The organism is Mesorhizobium muleiense, assembly GCF_900099905.1.
Classification (GTDB): Bacteria; Pseudomonadota; Alphaproteobacteria; order Rhizobiales; family Rhizobiaceae; genus Mesorhizobium; species Mesorhizobium muleiense.
Genome location: NZ_FNEE01000032.1, coordinates 16,357 through 42,945 on the forward strand (window position 1 = coordinate 16,357; position 26,589 = coordinate 42,945).

The following is a 26,589-nucleotide window of genomic DNA, read 5'->3' on the forward strand; positions in this document are numbered from 1 at the left end:
TCGACGCAAGCCGCTGAAAAGCCACGACAAAAACATGATATCAATACTCATGTTTTCTATATTGGCCTTGGCTGTCGGAATTCCGTCGCGAAGATCGTCCTAGATGGATCACGCATGATCGATGACTGGAAACCCAAGGAGCACGACAATGCCAAACTCCCCGACGTCCTTCTTCTGGTACGAGCTGATGACCACCGATCTCGACGCCGCCGAAGCGTTCTACACCGACGTGGTGGGCTGGAAGGCGCAGCCCTTCGACGGCGCGCCCGGCATGCCGCGCTATGTCGTGATGAATGTCGGCGAGCGCGGCGTTGCCGGGCTGATGACGCAGCCGGACGAAGTGCGCAAGACGGGCATGCCGCCAGCCTGGGTCGGTTACATCCATACCGGGGATGTCGATGCTTCGACGAAATCGCTGAAGGGGGCCGGCGGTGCGGTTCACCGCGAACCCGATGACATTCCGGGCGTCGGCCGCTTTGCCGTCGTCGCCGATCCGCAAGGCGCGGTGTTCAACTTCCTGCAGCCGATCGGCCCTGACCAGCCGCCGTTGCCTGCTACTACTCCCGGCAATATTGGCTGGCATGAACTCTACACGACCGACTGGCACGCCGCGTTCGATTTCTATGCCGGGCAATTCGGCTGGACCAAGGGCGACGCCATGGATATGGGGCCGATGGGCACCTACCAGCTGTTTGCCGCCGGCGGCGAACCTGTTGGCGGCATGATGAACAAGCCCGAGCAGGTTCCGGTGCCGGTCTGGCAGTTCTATTTCAATGTCCCCGCAATCGACGCGGCGGCCAAGCGTGTCACCGATAATGGCGGCACGATCCTGATGGGACCGATGGAGGTTCCCGGCGGCGGCTGGATCGTGATGTGCACGGATCCACAGGGTGCTCATTTCGCGCTGACGGCGCCGGTGCGGTGAAAGGTCACCCGAGGGGCATTTTGTTTATACGGTTGGCGCTCTACGGCGCCCCCCTCTGTCCTGCCGGACATCTCCCCCACTTGGGGGGAGATTGGCTGTTTCGCTGATTTCGCCAATCACAAAGGTCGCAAGAAGAGTGCCGTCGCCGGAACTGCCAATCTCCCCCCTCGTGGGGGAGATGTCCGGCAGGACAGAGGGGGGCGCTGTCCCGCCGACCCCGCGCATTTTGGATAGACTCCACCTAGCGGCGCCATCACCCTCGCATCCGCTTGAGATTCGCGTCGAACAGCGGCGTCGGCTGCACCCGTGCGGTGTAGCGCTTGCCCAAGAGCTCGACCTCGAAACCATCGGCCTCGTCGGCGATCTCCTTCGGCACATAGCCCATCGCCACCGACGTCTTCGAATGATGTGCGTAGCCGCCTGACGTGACCCAGCCGCGCACCGCGCCGTCGAACCAGATCGGCTCGTCACCGATAACGTCGGCGTCTGCCGCATCGACGACAAAGGCGCGCAGCCGCAGCTTGCCGCCTTGCTGGCGCTCGGCCAGTGCCGCCTGCTTGCCGATGAAATCGGTTTCTTTCCCGTAGGCGACGAAACGGTCGAGCCCGGCCTCCAGCGGTCCGTAGATCGGCCGGTATTCGCGCGCCCACGAGCCGTAATTCTTCTCCAGCCGCAGCGCGTTGAGCGCGCGCGCGCCGAACAGGCCGATGCCGAAGTCTTCGCCGGCCGCCATCAGGGTCTGGTACGCGGCACGCTGATATTCCGGCGCCACCCAGATCTCGTAGCCGAGGTCGCCGGTGTAGCTGACGCGGCCGACCAGGCACGGCGCCATGCCGATATCCATCCTGGCCGTCGCCATGAACGGGAACGCCGCATTCGACACATCCGCCCGCGTGACTTTTGCCAGCACGTCCCGCGCCCTCGGACCGGCAATCGACAGGCCCGTCAGTCTCGCCCCCAGCGCCTCGATATGGACCGAGCTGTCTTGCGGCAGATGCGCCTCGAACCAGCGCATGTGATACTGCTCGGCAATGCCGGAACCGGCGAGGAACCAGCCCTCCCCGCTGGAATTGCCGCTGCCGAGATTGGCCAGCGAAAAGTCGCCGATCAGCCTGCCGTCTTGCTTCAGCATCGGCGCCAGCGTCATGCGGCCGGGCTTTGGCAGCTTGCAGGCAAGCAGGCGGTCGAGCCAGGCCGCCGCGCCCGCGCCCGTCACCCTGTATTTGGCGAAGGACGAGATTTCCGACAGGCCGACACTTGTCCGCACCGTCCTCACCTCTTTTGCGACATGCTCGAAATCGCTCGAGCGCCGCCACGAGAACTCGTCCCTTACGCCTTCGGGCGCATACCACAGCGGCACTTCCAGCCCATAGGCCACGCCCCACTGCGCGCCCTTGGCCGACAACAGGTCGTAGACCGGCGTGGTCTTGAGCGGCCGCCCGGCAGGCAGCTCCTCATTAGGAAAGCGGATGGAAAAACGCCGCGAATAATTCTCGCGCACCTTGGCGTTGGTGTAGGCCATCGTTGCCCAGTCGCCGTAGCGAGAGACGTCCATCGCCCAGATGTCGGCGCCGGGATCGCCCTCGATCATCCAGTTCGACAGCGCCAGGCCAACACCGCCGCCCTGCGAAAAGCCGGCCATGACGCCGCAGGCGACCCATAAGCCAGGCAGGCCGCGCACCGGCCCGACCAACGGGTTGCCGTCGGGCGCGAAGGTGAAGGGGCCGTTGATGATCTGCTTGATGCCGGTGTTCTGGAAGGCCGGGAAATGCCGGAACCCGACTTCCAATGACGGCGCGATACGGTCGATGTCGGGCTCCAGCAGCTCGTGGCCGAAATTCCACGGTGTCTGAAGCTCGGACCATGGCTTGTTGGCCCTCTCGTAGGTGCCCATCAGCATGCCGCCGCGCTCCTGGCGCAGATAGAGCTCGCCGTCGAAATCGACCGCGTGGATGATCTCCGTGCCGGTCTTCTGGTTCCAGGCGGCGACCTCCGGCATGTCCTCGGTGATCAGGTACATGTGCTCCATCGCCAGCACCGGCAGTTCGAGGCCCACCATGCGGCCGACCTCGCGCGCCCACAGGCCGCCGGCGTTGACGACATGCTCGGCCACCACCTCGCCCTTGTTGGTGATGACGCGCCACAACCCGTCGGCGCGGCGCACGATATCCTCGACCTTGGTGAAGCGCTCAACCTCGGCGCCAAGTTTTCTGGCCGCCTTGGCATAGGCGTGGGTGACGCCGGACGGGTCGAGATGACCGTCCTCCTTGTTGCGCACCGCGCCGACGAACTGCTTCGGGTCGAGCAGCGGCATCAACTCGGCCGCCTCATCAGGCGAGATCTCCTCGAGGTCGATGCCGAGATAGCGGCCCTTGGCGACAACGCCGCGCAGCCAGTCGAGCCGCGCCTCGGTCGCCGCCAGAAGCACGCCACCGGTCAGATGCACGCCGGTCGCCTGGCCGGACAGCTCCTCGATCTCCTTGTAGAGCGAGATCGTGTATTTCTGCAGCTTGGCGACGTTGGGATCGCCATTGATCGTGTGCATGCCGCCGGCCGCGTGCCAGGTCGAGCCGGAAGTCAGCTCGTCGCGCTCCAGAAGCACAATGTCGGTCCAGCCGTGACGGGCGAGATGGAACAGCACCGAACAGCCGACAACACCTCCGCCAACGACCACGACCTTCGCATGCGATTTCATGGGTTTTTCTCGTTATTTCAGTGAGTTGGAGGGGTGAGATGAATCGGTACGGGAGGAGCCAAGCCACACGATCGCAAGCCTTCGACCATCACGGCTCGCCCTGCCCGATCGCTTCCTTGCGCCTGGCCACATACGCCTCCAGCGCCTCGCGCACGGCAATATCAATCGTCGGTTCGACATGATCCTCCAGCGCTTTCTTCCACAGCCGCGTCGCCCGCGCCGTGGCGTCTAGCCCGCCGGCCTCCTGCCAGGCCTCGTAGTTCTGCCAATTCGAGAGGATCGGCTGGTAGAAGGCGGTTGCATAGCGCTCCAGCGTGTGCGGCTCGCCGAAGAAATGGCCACCGGTCGGCACCGCACCCAGCGCCTCGACGGCGAGTTCCGCCTCGTTGACTTCGATCGGGCGCAAAAACTCCATCATGTGCTGGATCATCTCGACGTCGATGATGAACTTTTCGAACGATGCAGTCAGCCCGCCCTCCTGCCAGCCGGCTGCGTGGTAGACGAGATTGCCGTGGCCGAGCACCGCGCCCCACAGCGCCATCAGCGTCTCATAGGCGCCTTGCGCGTCGGCGGCGTTGGAGGCCGAGCCCGGCGTCGTCCGGTAGGGCAGCCCATAGCGCCGCGCCAATTGCCCGGAGGCGATGTTGGCCTTGGTGTTCTCTGGCGTGCCAAAGGCCGGCGCACCGGACTTCATGTCGACATTGGAGGTGAAGGCGCCATACATGACCGGGGCGCCAGGGCGGACAAGCTGCGTCAAGACCACGCCGAACAGCGCCTCGGCGTTCTGTTGCGCCAGCGCGCCGGCAAGCGTCACCGGGCTCATCGCCCCCATCAGCGTGAACGGCGTCACCGCAACCGACTGGCCGAACTCGGCCATGGTCATCAGCCCTTCGGCCATCATCTCGTCGAAGCGGCGCGGCGAGTTGACCGAGATGATGGTGGTGACGCCGGGATCGTCGCGCATCTGGTCGAGGCTCAAGCCCCGCGAAATCGCCATCATTTCGATGCCGTCCAGCGCCCTGCCGCGGCCGATCGCCGAGACGTGAAAACTCTTGTCGGTCAGCGTCAGATTGGCGAAATAGGTATCGAGGTGGCGTGAATTGGCCGGCAGTTCCACCGGTGCGCAGACCTGATTGCCGAGCATGTGGATGCAGTTGAAATGCTGCGCCAGCCGGGTGAGATCGCAATAGTCGCGCAAATTGCCGGCACGCCGGCCGCGTTCCATGTCATGCACGTTCGGCGGTCCGGCGACGAGCGTAAAATTGATGGTGTTGCCGCCGAGATGGACTGTGTGGGCCAGGTTGCGCGGCGTCAGCGTATAGCTGGACCGCGTCGTCTTCAGTGCCTCGTCGACCATGCCGCGCTCGATGCGGACAGTCATCGACGCATGATCGACCTTGGCGCCGGCCTTCTCGAACAGCGAAAGCGCCCGCGGGCTCATCACCTCGATGCCGAAATTCTCCAGAATGTGCATCGACGCCTGGTGGATCGCCTCGATCTGGTCGGCCGAGAGCATCGCCATCGGCGGATAGGGATTTGTCACGCGGCGCAACGGCAGTTGCGGGATGGCGGCCGGTCCCCTGTTGCTGGTCCGCTCGGCGCCGCGCTTGCGTCTCGGTTCGGTCATGCGGCGCATCAAAGCGCCGGCACGACGGTCGGGCTGTCAGAAATCCGCCACCTGCGGGCGCGATTTTAGCCAAGGCGGCATTTTTGGATTTTCATGCCAACAAAAGCGACGGAAAACGTCGGAATATCTATCCTCGCTGTGCCGCGGCCAAAGCGTCCGATCAGCCGTTAAGGAACGCCGCAAGATTCCCTTTATGATTCCGGCCTAATCCTCTTCCAATGGGTAGGTCGAGTTTTAGCAAAATTGTAGCCGTGACCGTGCTGCTGGCGCTGTCGGCCTGTGCGACGCCGCCGAGCCATATCAACAATGTCTGCGCTGTCTTCGACCAGAATGACGGCTGGTTCGACAACTGGCAGGCGGCGGCCGAACGCGCCGAACAGAAGCACGGCGTGCCGGTTCCCGTGCTGATGGCGACGGTGCGCAAGGAATCCGGCTTCAAGAGCAACGCCAGGCCGCCGCGCAAGAAGCTGCTCGGCTTCATTCCCTGGAAACGCGTCTCCAGCGCCACCGGTTTCTCGCAGGCGCTTGACGGCACCTGGGCGCAATATCAGAGCGAGACCGGCAGTTGGGCGGCGCGCCGCACCAGCTTCGCCGATGCCGTCGATTTCGTCGGCTGGTATCATTCCAAGACATCAGACACGCTCGGCGTCGCCCGCAACGACACCTACAATCTCTATCTGGCCTATTATCTCGGCTGGACGGCCTATGGCCGCGGCAACCGCGGCGATGCCGGCGTGCAGCGCTATGCGCGGGCCACCGAGCAGATGGCTCGGGACTACGCCGCGCAGCTACGCCAATGCGCGCGTTGATGGCGCCACGGGTCTAATCGTCCGTCAGCTTCGGCGTCTTGCCGTGCGGACGCTGCGGCGGAGCGCCGGCAAAGCCCGGACCGATGCCCTGCGGCGCGTCGTCGGGCACGCCTTCATTGGCGGCATGCTCCTTGTCGAACTTGATCACCGGCTCCATTTTCGCCAGCACGTCGTCGGCAAGCCAGCACAGGCTCATATGGCCGTCGCCGAGATGCTTGACCGGCGGCACCTGCGTCTCGCAAAGATTGTCCGGCACCAGCTTCTTGTAGCCGCAGCGGGTCTGGAACGGGCAGCCGGTTGGCGGGTTCATCGCCGACGGAATGTCGCCCTCCAGCACGATGTGCTTCTTGATCACGCTGGTGTCGGCGATCGGGATCGCCGACAGCAGCGCCTCGGTATAGGGATGATAGGGCGGCGAAAAGATCTGGTCGGTCGTGCCCTGCTCGACGATATAGCCGAGATACATGACGACGACGCGGTCGGCGATGTAGCGCACCACCGACAGGTCGTGGCTGATGAACAGCATCGTCGTCTTGTTCTTGCGCTGGATGTCCATCAACAGCTCGGTCACCGCCGCCTGCACCGACACGTCGAGCGCCGAGACCGGCTCGTCGGCCACCACCACCTTGGCATCGCCGGCAAAAGCCCGCGCCACGCCGATGCGCTGCTTCTGGCCGCCTGAAAGCTGGCGCGGCTTGCGGGTCTCGAACGCCCGCGGCAGCTTCACCAGGTCGAGCAGCTCCAGCATGCGCTTGCGGCGGTCGGCAACGGTGTTGCCGACATTGAACTTTTCCAGCGTGCGGATGATCTGCGAGCCGACCGTATGGCTGGGATTGAGCGTGTCGAACGGATTCTGGAACACCATCTGGATCGACGACACCGTCTCGACGCTGCGGTTCTCGACCCCGATCGACTGGATCTGCTGGTTGCCGAGCGTCACGCTGCCGGAGCTTGCCGTCTCCAGCCCGAGCAGCACCTTGGCCAGCGTCGACTTTCCGCAGCCGGACTCGCCGACGATGGCGACGGTCTCGGATTCGCGCGCCATGAACGAGATCGTCTCATTGGCCTTGACGACGCGGCCCTCGCTCGAGCCGAACACCTCGCTTCCGCCGACCTTGTAGTACTTTTTGAGATCCTCGATCTTGAGCACCGGCGCGCCGGGCTCGACGCGCTCGTTGACCTTCTTGGCGCCGGGCGGCAGCGCTTCCCAGTCGATCTCGTTGAAGCGCACGCAGCGCGAAAAATGGCCTTCATGGCCGTCGACCGCGATCATCGGGATTTCGGCGGCGTTGCAGACGCCCTCGACGAAATGGTGGCAGCGGGGGCCGAAATTGCAGCCCTTCGGCCGCTCGTGCGGCAGCGGCAATTGCCCCGGGATTGAGATCAGAGGCCGCGAATTCTTGTCGGCGCCAGGCAGCGGGATCGAGCGGAACAGGCCTTGCGTGTAGGGATGGCGCATCCGGTCGAAGACGTCCTTGATCTTGCCGGTCTCCACCGCTTCGCCCGAATACATCACCGTGATGCGGTCGCAGGTTTCCAGGATCAGGCCGAGATTGTGCGACACGAAGATCATCGAGGTGCCGAACTTCTCGCCGAGCCCCTTGACCAGGTCGACGATGCCGGCTTCGACCGTCACGTCGAGCGCCGTCGTCGGCTCGTCGAGCAAGAGCAGCGCCGGCTTCGACAGCAGCGCCATGGCGATGACGATGCGCTGTTGCTGGCCGCCGGAAAGCTGGTGCGGAAAGGAGCGCATCATGCGCTCGGGATCGGGCAGCCTGACCGAGCGCACCATTTCCAGCGCGCGTTGATAAGCCTCTTCCTTCGACACCTTGTCGTGGATCAGCGGCACTTCCATCAGTTGCTGGCCGACCTTCATCGCCGGGTTCAGGCTGGCCATCGGCTCCTGGTAGATCATCGCGATCTTGTTGCCGCGGATGGCGCGCAGTTCCTCGTCGGACAGCTCGCCCATGTCCTTGCCCTGGAACTTTATCCGGCCGCCGACGATCTTTCCGATGTTGGAGAGGTCGCGCATGATGCCGAGCGACACGGTCGACTTGCCGCAACCGGATTCGCCGACGATGCCCATCGCTTCGCCAGGCATGACCGTGCAGGAAAAATCCATGACGGCCGGTATCTCGCCCTTGCGGGTGAAGAAGGAGATCGACAGGTTCTCGATCTCGATGATCGGCCCATTGGTCGGCCCGTTGGTCGGCTTGGGGGGATTTCGAACTGCCTCATTCATGGGTCGCTCCAATCCTGTTCTTTCAGCATATCGGGTCGAGAACCCGTCCATCAATCTTTCATCGATTGCTCACGCAGCGAGTCGGCCAGCAGATTAAGGCCCAGCACGAACGACATCAGCGCGATCGTCGGCGGCAGCGCCGGATGGATGAAGGAGCGCAGCAGCCGGCTGGCATCCTTGATCGCGGTGCCCCAGTCCGGGCTCTCGGGCGCCAGCCCCAGGCCGAAATAGCCGAGCGTGCCGAGCAGGATCGTGGTGTAGCCGATACGCAGGCAAGCATCGACGATCAGCGGCCCGCGCGCATTGGGAAGTATCTCCCACAGCATGATGTACCAGGGCGATTCACCGCGCGTCTGCGCCGCTGCCACATAGTCGCGCGTTTTGATGTCCATGACCAGGCCGCGCACGATGCGGAACACGCCGGGGCTGGAGGCGAACACCACCGCCACGAAGATGTTGAGCTGGTTGGGATCGATATGGATGATCCTGAACGGATCGGCATCGAAGACCAGGCCGGCATAGACCCAGCCGCCAATGATCAGCGTCAGCCCCAGGAGGATGTAAAGGCGGTCGGGCCGTTTCTTGTAGCGCGTCCAGAACAGCACGCTGAAGAAGATGATCGGGAACATGAAGAACAGGCCGGCCATCGCATAGGGGATAGGTGTCTCCATGATGCCCGGCGTCACCAGGAGGTAGAACAGCAGGATCACCGGGAAGGCGAGCACCAGATTGGCGAGGAATGACAGCACCGTATCGATCCTGCCGCCATAATAGCCGGCCGGCAGGCCGAGCGTGATGCCGACCATCAGCGCAAACCCGGTCGCCGCCGGCGCGATGATCAGCACGATCTGGCTGCCGTAGACCATGCGGCTGAACACGTCGCGGGCAAGCTTGTCGCCGCCGAACAGGTAGACTAGTCCCGATTGCGGCTCGACCGCGCCCGGCAGCGCGTCCTTCATGATCGGGATCTGGACAAGCGGATTGAAGGGCGAGACGGTCGACGCGAAGATCGCCGTGAACAGCCAGAACAGGCAGATGCCGACGCCGACGATGCCGACGCTGCTGTCGAAGAGCTGACCGTAGAGGCCAAGCCTCTTCTTGTAGGCGAAGCTCGCCCCCATCACCAGGACGAGAGCGATCCAGACCGGCCAGAAACGCGCAAGCACGCCAAGCACCACATTGAAGGCGCCGATATATTCAAGCTGCATCCGCTCGATCCCCTATTGAACTCTGATACGCGGATTGAGAAACGCGTAGCCGACATCGGAAATGAGCTGCGTGATCAGGACGATGAACACCGAGACCAGGGAGCAGCCGAGCAAAAGATCGATATCGTTGTTGCCGGCCGCCTCGACCAGCGTGTAGCCAAACCCCTGGTAGCGGAACATCACCTCGACAATGACGACGCCGGTGAGCAGCCAGGGAAATTGCAGCATGATGACGGTGAATGGCGCGATCAGCGCGTTGCGCAGCGCGTGCTTGACCACGACGCTGCCGAAGGAGAGGCCCTTCAACCGGGCGGTGCGGATATATTGCTGCGTCATCACCTCGACCATCGAGGCGCGGGTCATGCGGGCGATATAGCCGATGCCATAGATCGCCAGCGTCATCACAGGCAGCGTGAAATTGTAGAAGGTGATGCCGCGGCTGGCCGAAGCCGCCGAACCGTTCAGCAGGCCGAGCCATGAGGCGAAGATGACGGTGAAAATGACGCCCGACACATATTCGGGCGTCGCCGTCGAGGCAATCGAGGCGACCGACAAGGTCCGGTCGGTTCGCGAGCCTTCGCGCATGCCGGCGAGGATGCCGATCAGCAGCGAGATCGGCACCATCACCACAAGCACCCAGAACATCAGGATTCCGGTAGCACCAAGGGCCGGGAATAGCTTCGACGCGACCGTCGTCTTGAACTTGGTCGAGCAGCCGAAGTCACCCTGCAGCACGCCGGAAAATGTCGGCTCGACAGGATCGTTGCAGAAGGAGAAACGTCGCGCCGGTTTGCCGGTTGCCGGGTCTGTGACCGGCTGTTTGGGCACGATACCCAGCCATTGGCCATAGCGGGAGAAGAAATTCTGGCGATAGCCATGGTTGACCAGCCAGCTTTCGAGCTGCTCGGCCGAGGTGTGCATTTCGGTCTGGCTGATTGCCAGCTTTTTCAGATTGGGATCGAGATTGATCAGGAAGAACACGACCATCGTCAGGCACAGCATCGTCAATGCCATGGTGCCGAGGCGTCGAAGGATGAAAGAAAGCATGGCGGTCCCCTGCCGGTCTGGTTGGGGTTGAGGCCGGCTTGGAGCCAGTTCAGCCGCAATCGGCAGAGCTGGCTGTCAAACGGACCCTCAGAATGCGATCAACCCTGTCTTATTGCACGCCATCTCCGAAGAGTCCGCGCTTTCTTGATGCGCCGACCTTCGGTTGTGGGATCATGCAAGGCGTGGGTGGAAGGGGCGAACCGCCCCTTCCACGATCGATCCGATCAGGCCTCCTCGTCGAGCCAGACCTTGCCGTAGTCGCGCTCGAAGGTCGGATGCATGCCGTAGTTCTTAACGGCAGCGACCGAATGGCTGTAGAGCTTGCGCCAGTAAGGCTGGATGATGATGCCGGAATCCTGCAGGATCTGCTCGATGTCCTTCATCATTTCCTTGCGCTTGGCGGGGTCGGCAACGGCGAGCGCCGCGTTGAGCTTGGCATCCCACTCGGGATTCGACCAGCCCGTCTCGTTCCAGGCTTCACCGGTGCGATAGCCGATCGCCAGAACCTGGACGCCGAGCGGCCGCATGTTCCAGTTGGTCATCGACAGCGGGTATTTGGTCCAGTCGTTCCAGAAGGTCGAACCCGGCAGCACCGTACGCTTGACCTTGATGCCGGCGTCGCGCATCTGCGCGGCGATCGTATCGCCGGTATTCTTGTGCCAGTCTTCGTCGACCGTGATCAGCTCGTGCTCGAAATCGGCCTGACCGGCTTCCGCCATCAGCGCCTTCGCCTTGGCCGGATCGCGGGCAATCTTCGCCAGCTCGAAATATTCCGGATGGATCGGCGAGACATGGTGGTTTTCGGCGACAGTGCCGGCATTGCCACCGCCCAGCTGGAGCACGACAGCGTTGTCGACCGCGAGCTGCAGGGCGTTGCGGACCTTCTGATCGTCGTAAGGCTTGTTGGTCACATTGGTGCGGCAGACGATCGTCGAAGCGGTGACGACCTCGGACTTGACCAGGTCGACACCGTCGAGGATCGACACATAGTCGGCCGACGTCTCGAAGTTGGTATGGACCTCTCCGGATTCGAAGGCGCTGACCGTGGCCGCCGGATCGGTGCCGTAGTCGATGAACTCGATGCCGTCGAGAAAGACCTCGCCGTCCCACCACTTGTTGTCTTCGCGGCGCTTGTAGACGACTTTCTGGCCGACATCGTAGGAGACCAGTTCAAATGGGCCGGTGCCGATCGGGCAGGCTTTGAAATCGCCGCCCTTTTCGTCGAAGGTCTTGTGGACGACGAGACCGGGATAGTCGCACACGTTGGGGATGAGCGCGATATCCGGCGTGCTGAGCGTCAGCTTGATCGTGTGATCGTCGACCTTGGTGACGGCGCTCTCATCCAGCTTGTCGTCCTTGACCAGCGAGCCGAGGCGACCGGGCATGGAATTGCCTTCGGCTTTCTTGTCGCCCCAACGCTTGAAGTTGAAGATGACGTCGTCGGCGGTGAACGGATCGCCGTTGTTCCAGGTGACGCCCTTGCGCACATGCAGCGTGTATTCGGTGGCGTCGTCGTTGACGTCCCAGCTCTCGAGCAGGTAGGGGCGGAACGTGTATTCGTTTGTGTACTTGACCAACGGCTCGATCGCCTGGCGCTCGGCATTGGCGATTTCCGACCAGTCTGCCTTGCGCGGATCCTTCGGATCCTTGATCCACATAGCGACCTTCAGTATGCCGCCCTTCTTGCCCTGCACGTCCTGCGCTCTCGCCGGCGTCGGGTCGGCGAGGCCGAGCATTCCATAGGCCATCGCCGTGGACGCGCCGAAGACACTGGCCAAAGCGAGAAACTCGCGGCGATCGACACGTCCCGCCCTGGCTTCCTCGGCCATTGCATGGATGTGATCCGGAACGCGGTCGCCATTACTCTTGTAGATTGTCATCGAGAACTCCCATTGTTGGCTTTCTGCCTTTTACCATTCCGCATCCGGGCCGTGATGTCAAAAACGGCACGGATTGGGAACATGCCAAGGAATGTGCAACTTTGGAAGGGAAGCAGTTCGCGTGATAACGACAGTCTTGGCGCAAAATTGCTATTGCCCGGCAGATTTCGTTCGAATCTCCGGCATCGATCAAACTGAGACATTCACTGCCGCGCCGCACGTCCGGTTGGCCGCGCAACGGACGCTGTAGCAGTTTGATTTTGCGCCGAAATCGATTTCGATTCTCGGGGTCATGCGCGAAGCTTTGCACCGCGCCGGCCGATCCGGATGAGTGCCGATATGGCGACGAGGGCTGTCGGATTGCCGGACCATTTCGCGCAGGCCGGCTTCAGTACTCGCGTTCGTAGAAAATGCCACCCTTGGCTTCGCCGGCATCGGTGGCTTCGCCGCGCAATTTGACGCCGCGGCCGACGTCGAGATCGATCGCCGCCTTGCCCGAACCCGGCTTGTCGCCCTTCTGGATCGTCACATAGGTGCGGTCGTTGAGATATTTGCCGGCCGAGACCGCGGTGCCGCCCTCCTCGTCGGTGACGACGTCGAGATCGTCGACGCCGATGGCGCTGCGCAGGTTCTGGAGCAGCGAGGTCGAGCCGCCGATGCCGGCCAGTTGCGCGGCGGCTTCGGCAAGCTGGGCGATCTGCAGCGGCGACAGGTTCGACATCGAGCGGCCGAAAATCAGTTGCGCCAGGACCTCGTCCTCTGGCAATGCCGGCACTGACGAGAAGTTGAATTTCGGATTGGTCGCCTCGCCCGACACCACGATGGTGACGGTGGTGCTGCTCGTCGTCGATGTCGCCGTGAGATTGAGATAGGGCACCAGCGACCCCGAAAAGCCGACCGTGCCTTCGGTGAAGGTCAGCCGCTTGGCCAGGATCGACAGCCGACCGCGCTGCAAGTCAAAGGTGCCGACCGCTTGCGGCGACGATGCCGGGCCGGTCAGCCGCAGCGAACCGCCAAGCTCGGCATCGACGCCCCTGCCCTGGATGAAGATCTGGCTGGGCGCGTTGACCGTGACATCGAGGTTGAGGCCGCCACCACCGCTGCTGCTGCTCGCCGTCGCCGGACGCAACGCCTTGTCTTGCGCGCGCACGGCGGCCGGTGCGTTCTTGTGCCTGATGTTGAGCGCCGCCAGCGAGCCCGGCAACTTTTCGGGAACGGTGATGACGGTCTTGGCCAGGTTGATCGTACCCGAGATCAACGGCGCCGATGCGAGTGGCCCCTTGATGGTCAGGTCGCCGCCGAGATTGGCGGTGACCACCCTGCCGTCGGTGTAGCGACCGTCGACGAGCTTGACCGACAGGTCGGCCGGAAAGCCTTGCGCCGGATTGATGCCGACCGTGCCGCTGGCCGACAGGCTGCCGCGCGTCGACAAATTGCCGGTCAGGCGGTTGATCCTGGCGACGCCATCGCCGATCGCCACATCGGCGGTGATGTCGTTGATTGCAAGTCCCGAGCGGGCATCGATCAGGCGGGCACCTGACGTGCGGACCGTGCCTGTGATCACCGGCGCCGTCGCCGGGCCGCGCACCTTCAGATTGACGTCGGCCGTGCCGCTCAACGACAGGCCTTGTGCGGCCAGTGTCCGGGTCAGGAAGGCGAACGGCACCTTGCCGGAAAAGTCGAGATCAAGCGTCGGCGTGCCTGATGTCGTCATCGTGCCGCCGCCCTTGAGGCCGAGACCGGCGGCATCGCTCATGTTGGCCTCGAAGGTCAGTCGGTTGCCGGAAAACGTGCCGGAGGACGAAACGCCCATGCCGCCGAAACCGGCGCCGCGGGTCTGCGACGTCTGGACGCCTGCGGCGTCGACCTTGAAGGCGACGGCCGGATTGGCCGGCGCGCCCGTCACCTTCACCGTGCCCGAGATCGAGCCGGCGGCATCGAGGCCGGGCGAGAAACTGTTGGCAAGCGATATCGGCACCCGCGCCAGCGTCGCGTTGAGATTGAGCGCCTCCCCGACCTTGCCCGAAACCGTCGCCGTGCCGCCGCCGAGGTTGAGTGCGAGCCTGTCCAGGCTGGTGGTGCCGTTGGCGATGGTGATGGTCGAGGTCTGGGCGATCGCCGCCTTGACGCCGCGCATCGTCGCCTGACCGGAGGCGAGCTCGACCGTCGTCGTGCCATTGGCGACCCTGACGCGGCCGGCTGCCTCGGCCGGAATGTCCTTGACGGTGGCGCCGCCGGAAAAGCCGGTCCAGTCGCCGTCGCGGGTCAGATCGACATCGATGCCGCGAACGACGGTGCCGCCGGAGGTGACGCTGTCGGCACGGATTTTTCCGGAGATCACCGGTGCCGCGAGATAATTGCCGATCGATGCATCGATGGTCACCGTCTTCGCCGAAACATCGCCGCGTGTAATCGAAGCGGTCGAAGCCTTGACGGTGACGCCAGGCGCATTGCCGGCCTTCGAGAAGACGATCGTGCCGCGGATGTCGCCTTCCGCCTTTTCCAGCGCAAGCGCTGCCAGCGGTCCGATGTCGGGCAGGTCGAGCGCCACGGTGCCTTCGGGCACGAACGCCTCGTCAAGCGCCAGGTCGCCTGATATCCGGTTCTTGCCGAGCGACAGCAAAAGCCCGTCGATGGCGCGCTTGCCGTCTGACGTCGCCAGCACGGCGCTGCCTTGCAGGGGCTGGCCCGCGACGTTTCCGGTCAGTTGGACATTGGCCGCCGGGTTGGCGGCATCGGCCTTGCCGGTGGCGGTGAGGCTCAACCCGGTGATCTCGCGTTCGGCAACCGAAAGCCGCTCGCTGTTGACCGTCAGCGACAGGTCGGGCGCGGTGCTGGCGCCTTGCGCGTTCAGCGCAAAGGTGATGGCGCCGTTGGCGTCCCCTGACAGAAGCGAGATGTCGGCCAGCGCGCCCTTGATATCGACGGTGAGCTTGTTGTCGGCAAGGCTGGCCTGCCCGTCGGCGGTCAGCGCGCCGGACACCAGCCTGATCGCATCGGCGGTGACATTGCCATTGGCGTCGCGCTTCAGCGCGGCACTGAGTTCCGTCCGCTGCGCGAGCACGCCGCGCGCTGCCGCCGGCAGCGCCGCGGAAACGGCGTCGGTCTTGAGGTTGAGGTCGATGGCGCCGTCGGCCAGCGAGATCCTTCCATTGAAGCCGCTGTTCAGCGCGTCGCTCGTCACCGACCCGCTGTCGATGACAATGCCGTCGGTCGCCAGGCTGCCGGCGACTTGTGCCGTGATCTTGCCGGCGATCAGCGGCGCTATGGTCGGATTGTCCAGGCCGATCTTGTTTGCCGTCACCGTGCCGGAGACCGGCCCCGTCCGGCTCTTCACGTCGAAAGCGTCCGAGTGCAATGCCAGCGTGAGCCCCTCGACATCGCTGAATTTCGTCGCGACCGACGGCAGAACAGCGGAAATGTCGAGCTGCGGCTGCGTGCCCTGCCCTGCAGCCTTTACCGAAAGCGCCTGCAGCTCGAGCTTGATCGGGCTCTCGGTGCTGCCGAGCGCCAGCGGCAGGCTCGGGCCGGTCGAGGCCAGGTCGAGCGCAAAATCGCTGGCGCCGTTCGGATTGATGGTGCCGGCAGCCTTGCCGGAAATCTTGTCTCCTGAAAGTGTCGCGCGGTCGATGGCGACGCCGCCGGCGGAGGAGAAGCTGCCTGCCGCATCGAGGTTGAGCGGCCCAAGCCCCGCCTGGCGGGTCTGGCTGGTCTCGGCGTCGCTGAGTTGCGCATCGAAACGAATGTCAGGGGCTGCTGACGGTCCCGTCACTTGCGCCGTTCCACCAAGCGTGCCCGCGGCGTCGAGGCCGGGTGAAAAATCATTGGCCAAGGCGGCCGGCAGCCCGGAAAACTCTGCCGCGAGATCGAGCGTCGGGCCGGCGGTGCCGGACATTGTCACCGATCCGCCGCCGATATCGAGCATCAGCTTCTCGATGCTTGCGGTGCCATTGGCGATGCTCAAGGTCGACGGCTGCGCGATCGCCGCCTTGATGCCGCGAATGGTCGCGTCGCCGGAAGCGATCTCGACGCTTGTCGTGCCGTCGGCGATCTTCACCCTGCCTTCGGCCGTGGCCGGAATGCCGGCGACGGTGGCGCCGCCGGAAAACCCGGTCCAGTCGCCGTCGCGCTTCAAATCGACACCGATGCCGCTGATCACGGTGGCGCCTGATGTGACCGTATCGGCCTTGATCGTGCCGGAGATCGCCGGCGCCTTGAGAAAGTTGGCGACCAGCGCGTTGACGGCGATGGTCTTCGCCGCCAGATCGCCGCGGGAAATAGACCCGCTCGTCATATCGACGGCTACCGACGGCGCGCCACCATCATTCGAGAGGCGGATGCTGCCCTGCACGTCGCCGGCCGCCGTCTGCCCGGCAAGCGCGGCCAGCGGGCCGATATCGAGCGCTTCGAGTGTCAGCGTGCCGAGCGGCAGCAAGCTGTCGTCGAGCACGAGATCGCCCGAGACCTTGTTGTCGGCCAGCGACAGGCTAAGCCCGTTGACGGAACGTGTTCCGTCGCGCGTCACCAAAGATGCCCTGAGATCGAGCGGCTGGTCGTCGACGGACCCTGTCAGTGCGACATCGGCAGCGGGATTGACGATGTCGGCCTTGCCCGTCGCTGTCAGCTTGATCGTCTTGACCGTATGGCCCGACGCGGTCAGGCTGTCGCTGTCGGCCGAGACCGAGAAATCCGGCGCCGTGCGCGCGCCGCTCGCCGTCAGCGCGAAATCAATGGCCCCGCCGACCGCTACGCCGACCATCGGCGACAGCACTGAAACATCGCCGAGCGTGCCCCTGATGTCGGCCTGGATGTCGGTGCCCGTCGCGCTGGCGGTGCCGCTGGCGCTGAGCGAGCCCGACGTGAGTTGCAGCGCATTGGCGGCAAACAAGCCTTGCGGGTCGCGGGTCGCGGTCGCCGAGAATGTCACGCGCTCGCCGAGAATCGGGCGTATCTGCGGCGGCAGCGCCGTCGAGACGGCATCGGCATTCATCTTGAGCGTCATCGCCAGATCGGCCAGCGTCACCCTGGATGTCACCGAGGCATTGAGCGCATCGCTGCGCAGCGTGCCTTGATCGACGACGATCTCGTCCTTGCTGACCGACCCGGCGAGGTCCGCGGTGACCCTGCCGGTCACCAGCGGCGCCAGCGTCGCCACGTCGGTGTTCAGGCCGCCGGCGATAAGCTTGATGGTGACCGGTCCGCTGCGGTCCTGGATGTCGAAGCCGTCGGAATGGATTTCGGCCACCAGATCGTCCACCCGGGTGCCGCCCGCCACCACCGAGACCAGGGACGCGCCGATGTCGATTATCGGCGCCTCGCCGCCGCCGAACGCGCGGGCCGTGGCGCCGGTGATCGCCACCGTCACCGGCTGCGCCGCGGCGCCGAGGCTGAGCACGATTGGTGGACCCTTGGCGGCGAGTTCCGCCGAAAGGTCGCTGGCGCCGTTGGGGTCGATGCTGCCCGCGGCGGTGCCATGCACGGCATCGCTGTCGATGCTGGCGCGCTCAACCTCGACGCCGCCTGTCACGATCGCGGTTCCGGCGAGGTCGAAGCTGGTCTTGCCGGCGAACAAGGATTTCAGATTGTCGGGCAAGAAGCGCTGGAAATCGCCGTCGCCCTTGGCCTCGACATAGTTGCCCTTGTCGGTGACCTGGTGCCGACCGGTGAGCTGGGTGACGATCTGGCCGTCGACGACGAAGGTACCGATGCCGCTCCAGTTGGCGACCGGCCCGGTGCCGGTGACGACGATGCTGACCGGCGGCGCATCCGGCAATTTGAGCAGATTGGCGATAATGCCGCCGGCCGGCTCCGACGCCTTCAGATCGAGGTCCAGCTTGTTGTCGGCGGGCGCGAAATGGATGTTGGCGTCGACCTTGCCTTGCTTGCCGTCGCGGCGGGTGATGTTGAGGCTGGTTTCGAGCGCCAATGGCGCCGCGTCGGCCTTGAACGATCCCTTGGCGGCGAGCTCGGCGATACCGCTGCCGGCCAGCGCCTGTCCGAGCGCGATTTCCGGCAGGTCGATCTGCTTGACGTCGAGTGACACCGGCAGCGTGGTGGCGCCACCTTGGCTCGGCTGCGTGCCGGCCACCGGCAGCCGCGCCAGCTCGATGCGATCGGCGGCGACGCGGCCGGCGCTGAAGTTCTTCGACAGAAGCGCCAGCGGCGACCAGTCGACCGCCACCTTGCGCGCCACCAGCCAGGCGCCCTGGCGATCCTCCAGCACCACATGGTCGACCGTCAGCGCGCCGGACCAGATGCCGTCGATACCGCTGACCGTGACCTTCTGGTCATCGCTCGACGCCACGGTCGAGATGATGCCGGCGAGATTGGCGCGGCCGCGCTCGGTCTTGGTCAGCACGACGAGCGCACCGACCACCGCCGCCACCAGGACGAGCAGCGTGTAAAGGGCAATGCGAAGGATGCGCTTGAACATTGTCATCAAAACGCCTGGCCGATGCCGGCATAGATACCGAAATCCGGGTCGTCGGGATCCGGGTTGAGCGGCACCGCCGCGTCGATGCGCAGCGGTCCGAACGGCGTAATATAGCGCAAGCCGACGCCGGCGCCGACCTTCATGTTGGAAAAATCCGGGAATTGATCGGTCGAGACGGTGCCGGCATCGACGAACGGCACGACGCCGATCGTGTCGGTGATGGCGATGCGCATCTCGATCGAGGTCTCGAAGATGGACAGCCCGCCGATCGGCTCTCCGTCGGCGTCCTTCGGACCGATGCCCTGATAGGCATAACCGCGCACCGAGCCGCCGCCGCCGGAATAGAAACGGCGGTCGGCCGGAACATCCTGAAGGCCGGCGCCGATGATCGAACCGATGGCGACGCGTTCGGCCAGGACGAACTTCGAGGCCGCGTCGAGCGCCTGATAGGCCGATCCTTCGCCCCTCAGCTTGACGAAGGCGGCTCCGTTCAAAATGTCGTAGCTCGGCTCGGCATAGGCCAGCGCTCTGAATCCGGTCGTCGGGTTGAGCCGGTTGTCGCGGTTGTCAAAGACATATCGCAGCGGAATGCTGGCGATCAGAAAAGTGTGCTTGCCGAAAGAATCGGTGATCTTCGAATAGTCGAGCGCGACCTCCGCCGAAACCGTCTGCTGCCTGTCGAGGTCATAAGACAGGCCGGTGCTGCCCTTGACAGAGAAACGGTCGTAGGCGTCGGGATGCTCCAGCACGGTGTTGACGTTGGCGAAGAATTTAGACGCCGGCCCGACCACGCCCGGCTTTTCGAACATGATGCCGGCATTGTAGTTGAGCTCAGTCAGCTCGTTGCTGCCGATGCCGCTGATTTCGCCCTCGATGCGCAGTTTTTCGGCACGGCCGAACAGATTGCGGTGACCCCAATAGCCTTCGAGGCCGAGCCCCTCGGTGTTGGAGAAGGTGCCGCCAAGGCCGAAATAGCGCGGCTTGCGCTCGCTCACTTCGACGCCGATCGGGATGTTGCCGTCGGCGTCGAGACCGTCGGCCTCCTTCAGCGTAACGCTGTTGAAGACTTCCAGCCCGAGCAGCCGGTCGCGCGCCTCGTCGACCTCTTCCGGCGAATATTGGCGGCCGCGTTTCAGGCCGGTCATGTATTCGGTGAAATCGCGGTCGACCTTCTCGGTGCCTTCGACCGTGGTGTCGCCATAGCCGGCAACCGGCCCGGCGGCCACGGTCAGCGCCACGTCGAGCGTCGAAGTGGCGTGATCGGCAACGATCTCGCGGGCGGTCACCTTGGCCAGCGGCCTGCCGTCCTCCTTGAGCGCCCGCACGATCGACGCCTCGGCCTTGAGCACGGCACCGGACCCGGCATCGCCGCCGGCGATCAGGCCGAAATCGGCGCCCGACAGCCCCGCCGCATCGCCCTCCAGCCTGATGTCGCCAAGCGTGAACTTCGGCCCGGCCGCAATGTTGATCACCACCGGAATCGGCTGCGGACCCGAGAATTCGGCGTCGGGCGGCAAATCGTCGAGCGGCTTGCCTTCGATGGTAATGGTGACGACGCCCTCGTAGCGGGCGTCCGCATAGAGGGCGGCGACAAGCTGATCGCGGTCGGCACGCGCCTTGGCCAGCAGGCCGAGCGAACCGGAGACCGGACGTTCTTCGTCGTCCTTCAGCGCCGAGGCGTTTTCGAGTTTTTCGGCGAGATCCTCGTCGGCGTCGGGCGCCTCTATGGTCACCGCATAGCGCAGCGGATCGACGATGTCGGCATCTTCATCCTCCGACGATCCCCACAGCTTGATGCCGAAGATCTCGAAAGCGGCCGCATTTCCGCTCGCGCCAATCAGTGCAGTCGAGCATAGCAAGGCGGATAGCAAGGCGAGCGAAAACACGCGCCGTGGCGCGGTTCCTCCCGACATCTGCCTTTCATACGCCGACATTACAACTCTACACTAGCGGCCAAAGCTAAAATTGGAATGAAGTTCTGAATTGCTCGTAAACGGGCCACAATCCAAATGCCACAATCCAACTGTCTGAAATGGACAGGGCTTGGAATTCACACCTTCTGCGTCGCCGCAAGAAAGCGTGATCCCTGTCCTGTGGAGGTACTACCGGTCATCGGCCGGAAAGGAAACCGTTGGCAGGCGGGAACCTGCCGCGTCCTTGTGTTGACAAGCTGGACCGAAGCTTGAACATGTCTGGTCGTAACGTGGACGTAACGTAAGCAGTGTCCGGAGGGGTGTCATGGCAATGCGCGCGGCTCGTGGTCTGTCGATTCTTTTTCTTCTCTTTTTCGCTTGGGGCAGTGTCGCGCAAGCGGCCGAAGCGCGCCGGGTGGTGACATCGGACAATTCCGATTATTTCGGCTTCGATCTCAGATCCGACCAGAACGTCAGCCTCGATCAGTGCACGACGACATGTCTCGGCGATCCCGCCTGCCGCGCCTTCACCTACAACCCCAAGGCCAAATGGTGTTTTCTCAAATCCGATTATAACACGCTGAAGCCCTTCAAGGGCGCCGTCGCCGGCAAGGTCGTCAACGTCGAAGGCGACCCCGACATCGGCGCGCCGCCGGCGCTCGCCTTCTTCCCCGCCTGGATGGCCGACCAGGCCCAGCAATACCGCAACAGGCTCACCGGCCCGGCCTACACCAAGCCCACCGAAGGACTGACGGCGCTGCGGGAGGCGGCAAGGCAAGCGTCGCAGACCGGCGACCACCGCTTGGCCGTTCAAAAATACGAGGCTTTGGTTTCGGTATTGCCCGACGATGGCCAACTCTGGCTTGAACTGGCGCGGGAAACACTTGCCGTGCAGCCGACCGCCAACAGCGCCGAGGCGTCGACCCTGCCGGCGAACGCCACCTCCGCCGGCTTCAACGCCTACAAATTGCTGCGCACCACAAAAACCCGTGCCGAAGCGCTGGCACTGCTTGGCGACGGGCTCGATCGCCGCGACCTCGCTCGGCCGGCGCTGCAGGCCTACGAAGCGAGCCTCGCGCTGGTCAGTTCGCCCTGGGTCACGGCCGCCTACCACGACCTCAAGGCGCGCAAGGGCTTCCGCGTCGTCGATCACACGGTCGACGCCGACACCAGCGCGCCACGCATCTGCGCGCAATTTTCAGAAGACCTGGTCAAGACCGGCGTCGACTACGCGCAATTCGTCACCGTCGACAACGCCGCCCCCAAGGGCGTCGAGGCCAAGGACAAGCAGATCTGCGTCGAGGGGCTCGAGCACGGCCAGCATTACGACGTGACCTTCCGCCCCGGCCTGCCGGCCGCCGTCGGCGAGGTGATCTCCACCCCGGTGTTGCTGTCGATCTATGTGCAGGACCGCGCCCCGTCCGCCCGTTTCACCGGCGACAGCTTCGTGCTGCCGGCCGGCGCGCGTCGCGGCATCCCGGTCGTCACCGTCAACATGAGCGCCGCCGAAATGAAGCTTTATCGCATCGGCGACCGCTCGCTGACCCAGCTTCTGTCCGGCTACCAGTTCCTGCGCCAGCTTGACGGCTACGACATCTCCAACATTTCCGACCAGATGGGCGCGCCGGTCTGGCAGGGCCTGATCGACATCGCCAACGACCTGAACAAGGAAGTCACAACCTCCTTCCCGGTCGACGAAGCGCTGCCGCAACGCAAGCCCGGCGTCTATGTGCTGACCGCGCAACCGGTCGACGAGAACGACGACGACTATGATTCGCGCGCCACGCAATGGTTCGTCATCTCCGATATCGGCCTGTCGACCTATACCGGGCAGGACGGGCTGAACGTCTTTGCCCGTTCGCTCGCAACCGCCAAGCCGATATCAGGTGCTGAACTGACGCTGCTGGCCAGGAACAACGAGATCCTCGGCACCGCGACCACGGACGCGGAAGGCCGCGCCGTCTTCAACCCCGGACTGACGCGCGGCGACGGCGGCATGGTGCCGGCCGTGCTGACAGCCAAGCAGGGTGACAGCGACTTCGTCTTCCTCGACATGGGCCGCGCCGGCTTCGATCTTTCCGATCGCGGCGTCACCGGGCGTCCGGCGCCGGGCGCGCTCGACGTCTATGCCTGGACCGAACGCGGCATCTACCGCGCCGGCGAGGACGTCCATGTCGCAGCACTTGCCCGCGACAGCGCCGCCAAGGCGGTCGAGAACCTGCCGCTGACCTTCATCTTCACCCGTCCCGACGGCGTCGAGAACCGCCGCATCGTCAGCGACGGCGCATCGGCCGGCGGCCATGCCGTCGACCTGCCGCTCGAACCCAACGCCATGCGCGGCACCTGGACGGTGGCGATCCACACCGACCCCAAGCAGGCGGCGGTCGCCAGCCAGATGTTTTTGGTCGAGGATTTCGTGCCGGATCGCATCGAGTTCGACCTGTCCTCCGACAAGCAGGAGTTCGCGCAGGGCGAAACCGCTAACGTTACCGTCGACGGCCGCTTCCTTTATGGCGCGCCGGCCGCCGGGCTGGCGCTCGAAGGCGAACTGACGCTGTCGACCACCCGCGCCTGGGACCGCTTCAAGGGCTATTCCTTCGGCCTCGCCGACGAGCAGTCGGCGGAACCGTCAGTCACCCCGTTCACCGGCCTGCCGGTGGTCGGCGACGACGGCAAGGCGACCTTCCCGGTTTCCGTCGACCAGTTGCCCTCGACCACCAGGCTGGTCGACGCCAAGGTTACGGTCAGGATGCGCGAGACCGGCGGCCGCGCCGTCGAACGCTCGCTCAACATCGCCATCCGGCCGCAGGGCCAGATGATCGGCATCCGCCCGGATTTCGACGGCGACGAGGTGCCGCAAGGCGGCACGGCGAAGTTCGGCCTGATTGCCGTCGACCCCGACGGCAAGCGCGAGGCGCTCCAGGGCGCGCAATGGTCGCTGGTCAAGGTCGAACGCAACTACCAATGGTACCGCTCCAGCAATTCCTGGAATTATGAGCCGGTGACCTTCACCAAGTCGGTGGCCAGCGGCCAGGTCGACATGACCGCCGACGGCGAGGCCACCGTCTCGCTGCCGGTCGACTGGGGCCGCTACCGGCTCGAGATCGAGACGTCTGACCCGGAGGGCCCGGCGACCAGCTACGAGTTCGACGCCGGCTGGTATGTCAGTTCCACCACCACCGAAACGCCCGACGGCCTCGAAATCGCCCTCGACAAGGACAGCTATGCGGCCGGGGAAGTGGCCAAGCTCAAAGTGTCGCCGCATTTTGCCGGCGAGCTGCTCGTCACCATCGGCGCCGACAAACTCTTGAAGACCGTCACCGCCAGCGTGCCGGCCGGCGGCAGCACCATCGACATCCCGGTCGGCGACGACTGGGGCGCCGGCGCCTATGTGACGGCAACGCTGTTCAGGCCGGGTGATGCGCAGGAAACCCGCATGCCGGCGCGCGCCATCGGCGTCAAATGGCTGAAGGTCGATCCGGGCTCGAAAAAACTCGCCGTCAGCCTGACGCCGCCGGACAAGACCATGCCGCGCCAGCAGCTGTCGATCCCGGTTTCGGTGGCCGGCGTGCAGCCGGGCGCCAACGCCTATGTCATGGTCGCGGCCGTCGACGTCGGCATCCTCAACCTGACCAACTACAAGGTGCCGGATCCGGAGACCTGGTTCTTCGGCCAGCGCATGCTCGGCCTTGAAGTACGCGACCTCTACGGCCGCCTGATCGACGGCTCGCTGGGCACGACCGGCAAGCTGCGCAGCGGCGGCGACGGCGCCAACATCCAGTCGCAAGGCAGCCCGCCGACCGAAAAGCTGGTCGCCTTCTTCTCCGGTCCGGTCCAGCTCGACGCCGACGGCAAGGCGCGGGTCGACTTCGACATCCCGCAGTTCAACGGCACCGTGCGCGTCATGGCCGTCGCCTGGACCGAGGACGGGGTCGGCCACGCCCAGTCCGACGTGATCGTGCGCGATCCGGTGGTGATCACCGCCGGCCTGCCGCGCTTCCTGGCGCCCGGCGATTCGGCCGTCATGCGGCTCGACGTCACCGACGCCGACGGTCCGGAGGGCGACTATGCGCTGTCGATCGACACGTCAGGCGAACTTTCGACCGGCAGTGCCGCCCTGCCCGAAAAGCTGACACTGGCCAAGGGCAAGCGGCAGACGCTGACCGTGCCGCTGATCGCCGAGGCGCCGGGGAACGCTTCGATCACCATCAAGCTCGCCCATGCCGACGGCACCGCTGTCGAGCAGACGCTCTATGTCCCGGTGCGTCCGGCGCAATTGCCGGTGACCACCCGCATGGTGGTCGACCTCAAGGGCAATGGCGGCTCGCTGCGCGTCGACAAGGAGCTCTTGGCGGCAAGCCTGCTCGACGGCGCTTCGGTCAGCGTCGGCGTTTCACAGGCGGCGGCCTTCGACGTGCCATCGCTGCTGATGACGCTCGACCGCTACCCCTATGGCTGCGCCGAGCAGACCACCAGCCGGGCCATGCCGCTGCTCTATGTCAACGAGATGGCGTCGGGCGTCGGCGTGGCCAGCGACGTCGATCTGCACGGCCGCATCCAGGACGCCATCTACAAGGTGCTGAGCTACCAGGCCTCGGCCGGCAGCTTCGGCCTGTGGGGCCCGGGCTCCGGCGATTTGTGGCTCGACGCCTATGTCACCGACTTCCTGACCAGGGCGCGCGAGCAGAAATACGACGTGCCGGCGCTGGCGATGAACCAGGCGCTGAGCAATCTGCAAAACGCGATCGGCTACGACCAGGACGTCAAGGATCGCGGCAGCGAGATCGCCTATGCGCTCTACGTGCTGGCCCGCAACAAGAAGGCCTCGATCGGCGATCTGCGCTACTATGCCGACACCCAGCTCGAAGCCTTTACCAGCCCGATGGCCGTCGCCCAATTGGCGGCGGGCCTGGCGCTCTATGGCGATACGCAGCGCTCGGAAGCCACCTTCCAGGCCGCCCTGCAACTGGCCAATTCGACCTCGGCATACGACTACTACAGGTCCGATTATGGCTCGCCGCTGCGTGACGGCGCGGCGATGCTGGCGCTTGCCGCCGAATCCAAGCCAGTGCCGACGATCGTGCCGGCGCTGATCAAGCGGGTGACGCAGGAACGCGCCGCCGTCAGATGGACCAGCACGCAGGACGAGTCCTGGATGCTGCTGGCGGCGCGTGCCCTGAAGGCCGGCAATGATGCGATCGCGCTGACCATCAATGGCGCGCCGCATGCCGGCGCCTATTCGGACCAGATCACCGGCAGCGACATTGCCGACAGTCCGCTGACCGTCGCCAACACCGGCAGCAACCCGTTGCAGGCGGTCGTCACCACGGTGGCCTCGCCGATCCAGCCGCTGCCGGCCAGCGGCGACGGCTTCACCATCGGCCGCACCTACTACAAGCTCGACGGCACCGAAGCCAATGTCACGCAGGCGATCCAGAACGAACGCTATGTCGTCGTGCTCAATATCTACGAGCAGAACAAATGGCCGTCGCGGCTGGTGATCACCGATCTGCTGCCGGCCGGCTTCGAGATCGACAATCCGGGCCTGGTTTCCAGCGCCCAATTGTCGAATTTCTCCTGGCTGGCCCAGACAGACGCCGCCCATCTCGAATTCCGCGACGACCGTTTCGTCGCCGCTTTCAATCCGAACGACGGCGAAGGCGACCGCAACATCACGCTCGCCTATGTCGTGCGTGCGGTGACGCCGGGCACCTATGCCCACCCGGCGGCAACCGTCGAGGACATGTACCGGCCGCAATATTCGGCCCGCACCGCGACCGGCATGATGGAGGTCAGGGCGCCGTAAGGCG

Annotated in this window: 11 protein-coding genes; 3 read left to right on the forward strand and 8 right to left on the reverse strand. The window is 64.6% G+C overall.

Features of this window, described 5'->3' with window-relative positions; translation table 11 throughout:
• The first annotated feature begins 148 nt into the window (after positions 1-148).
• Positions 149-925, forward strand: a complete 777-nt coding sequence (locus tag BLT09_RS30795; RefSeq protein WP_091600281.1) for a VOC family protein — start codon at positions 149-151, stop codon at positions 923-925.
• Positions 926-1,178: 253 nt separating this feature from the next.
• On the opposite strand, the gene BLT09_RS30805 is transcribed toward BLT09_RS30795, so the two are convergent.
• Entirely contained in the window at positions 1,179-3,620 is a 2,442-nt protein-coding gene (locus BLT09_RS30805) for a GcvT family protein (RefSeq protein ID WP_091600282.1), read from the reverse strand.
• A gap of 88 nt (positions 3,621-3,708) precedes the next feature.
• On the reverse strand, positions 3,709-5,247 hold the full coding sequence (locus BLT09_RS30810) for a trimethylamine methyltransferase family protein (protein ID WP_167366580.1): 1,539 nt from the start codon (positions 5,245-5,247) through the stop codon (positions 3,709-3,711).
• Between the two features lie 218 nt (positions 5,248-5,465).
• Between BLT09_RS30810 and BLT09_RS30815 the strand changes: the two genes are divergently transcribed.
• A complete protein-coding gene (locus BLT09_RS30815; RefSeq protein ID WP_091600284.1) occupies positions 5,466-6,056 on the forward strand; it encodes a transglycosylase SLT domain-containing protein in 591 nt (196 codons plus the stop codon).
• A gap of 13 nt (positions 6,057-6,069) precedes the next feature.
• On the opposite strand, the gene BLT09_RS30820 is transcribed toward BLT09_RS30815, so the two are convergent.
• From BLT09_RS30820 to BLT09_RS30845, 6 genes are all read right to left on the reverse strand, one after another.
• Positions 6,070-8,298: a dipeptide ABC transporter ATP-binding protein gene (locus BLT09_RS30820; RefSeq protein WP_091600285.1), complete on the reverse strand. Its 2,229-nt coding sequence runs from the start codon at positions 8,296-8,298 to the stop codon at positions 6,070-6,072.
• A 50-nt stretch (positions 8,299-8,348) separates the two neighbouring features.
• Positions 8,349-9,506, reverse strand: coding sequence for an ABC transporter permease (locus BLT09_RS30825; RefSeq protein WP_091600286.1), 1,158 nt, complete (start codon positions 9,504-9,506; stop codon positions 8,349-8,351).
• 12 nt (positions 9,507-9,518) lie between these two features.
• The gene (locus tag BLT09_RS30830; RefSeq protein ID WP_027153847.1) at positions 9,519-10,553 is read right to left on the reverse strand and encodes an ABC transporter permease; all 1,035 of its coding nucleotides are present in this window, start codon (positions 10,551-10,553) and stop codon (positions 9,519-9,521) included.
• Between the two features lie 224 nt (positions 10,554-10,777).
• Positions 10,778-12,433, reverse strand: coding sequence for an ABC transporter substrate-binding protein (locus tag BLT09_RS30835; RefSeq protein ID WP_091600287.1), 1,656 nt, complete (start codon positions 12,431-12,433; stop codon positions 10,778-10,780).
• Between the two features lie 388 nt (positions 12,434-12,821).
• Positions 12,822-18,872 (reverse strand): translocation/assembly module TamB domain-containing protein, encoded by a 6,051-nt coding sequence (locus BLT09_RS30840; protein WP_091600288.1) that lies wholly within the window; start codon positions 18,870-18,872, stop codon positions 12,822-12,824.
• Positions 18,872-20,800 carry an autotransporter assembly complex protein TamA gene (locus BLT09_RS30845; protein WP_091600289.1) on the reverse strand — a complete coding sequence of 643 codons (1,929 nt, stop codon included), beginning with the start codon at positions 20,798-20,800 and terminating at the stop codon, positions 18,872-18,874. The genes BLT09_RS30840 and BLT09_RS30845 overlap by 1 nt, the downstream gene beginning before the upstream one ends.
• A 304-nt stretch (positions 20,801-21,104) precedes the next feature.
• Between BLT09_RS30845 and BLT09_RS30850 the strand changes: the two genes are divergently transcribed.
• Complete coding sequence (locus BLT09_RS30850; protein ID WP_091600290.1) at positions 21,105-26,585, forward strand: alpha-2-macroglobulin family protein; 5,481 nt, start codon at positions 21,105-21,107, stop codon at positions 26,583-26,585.
• Positions 26,586-26,589: the final 4 nt, after the last annotated feature.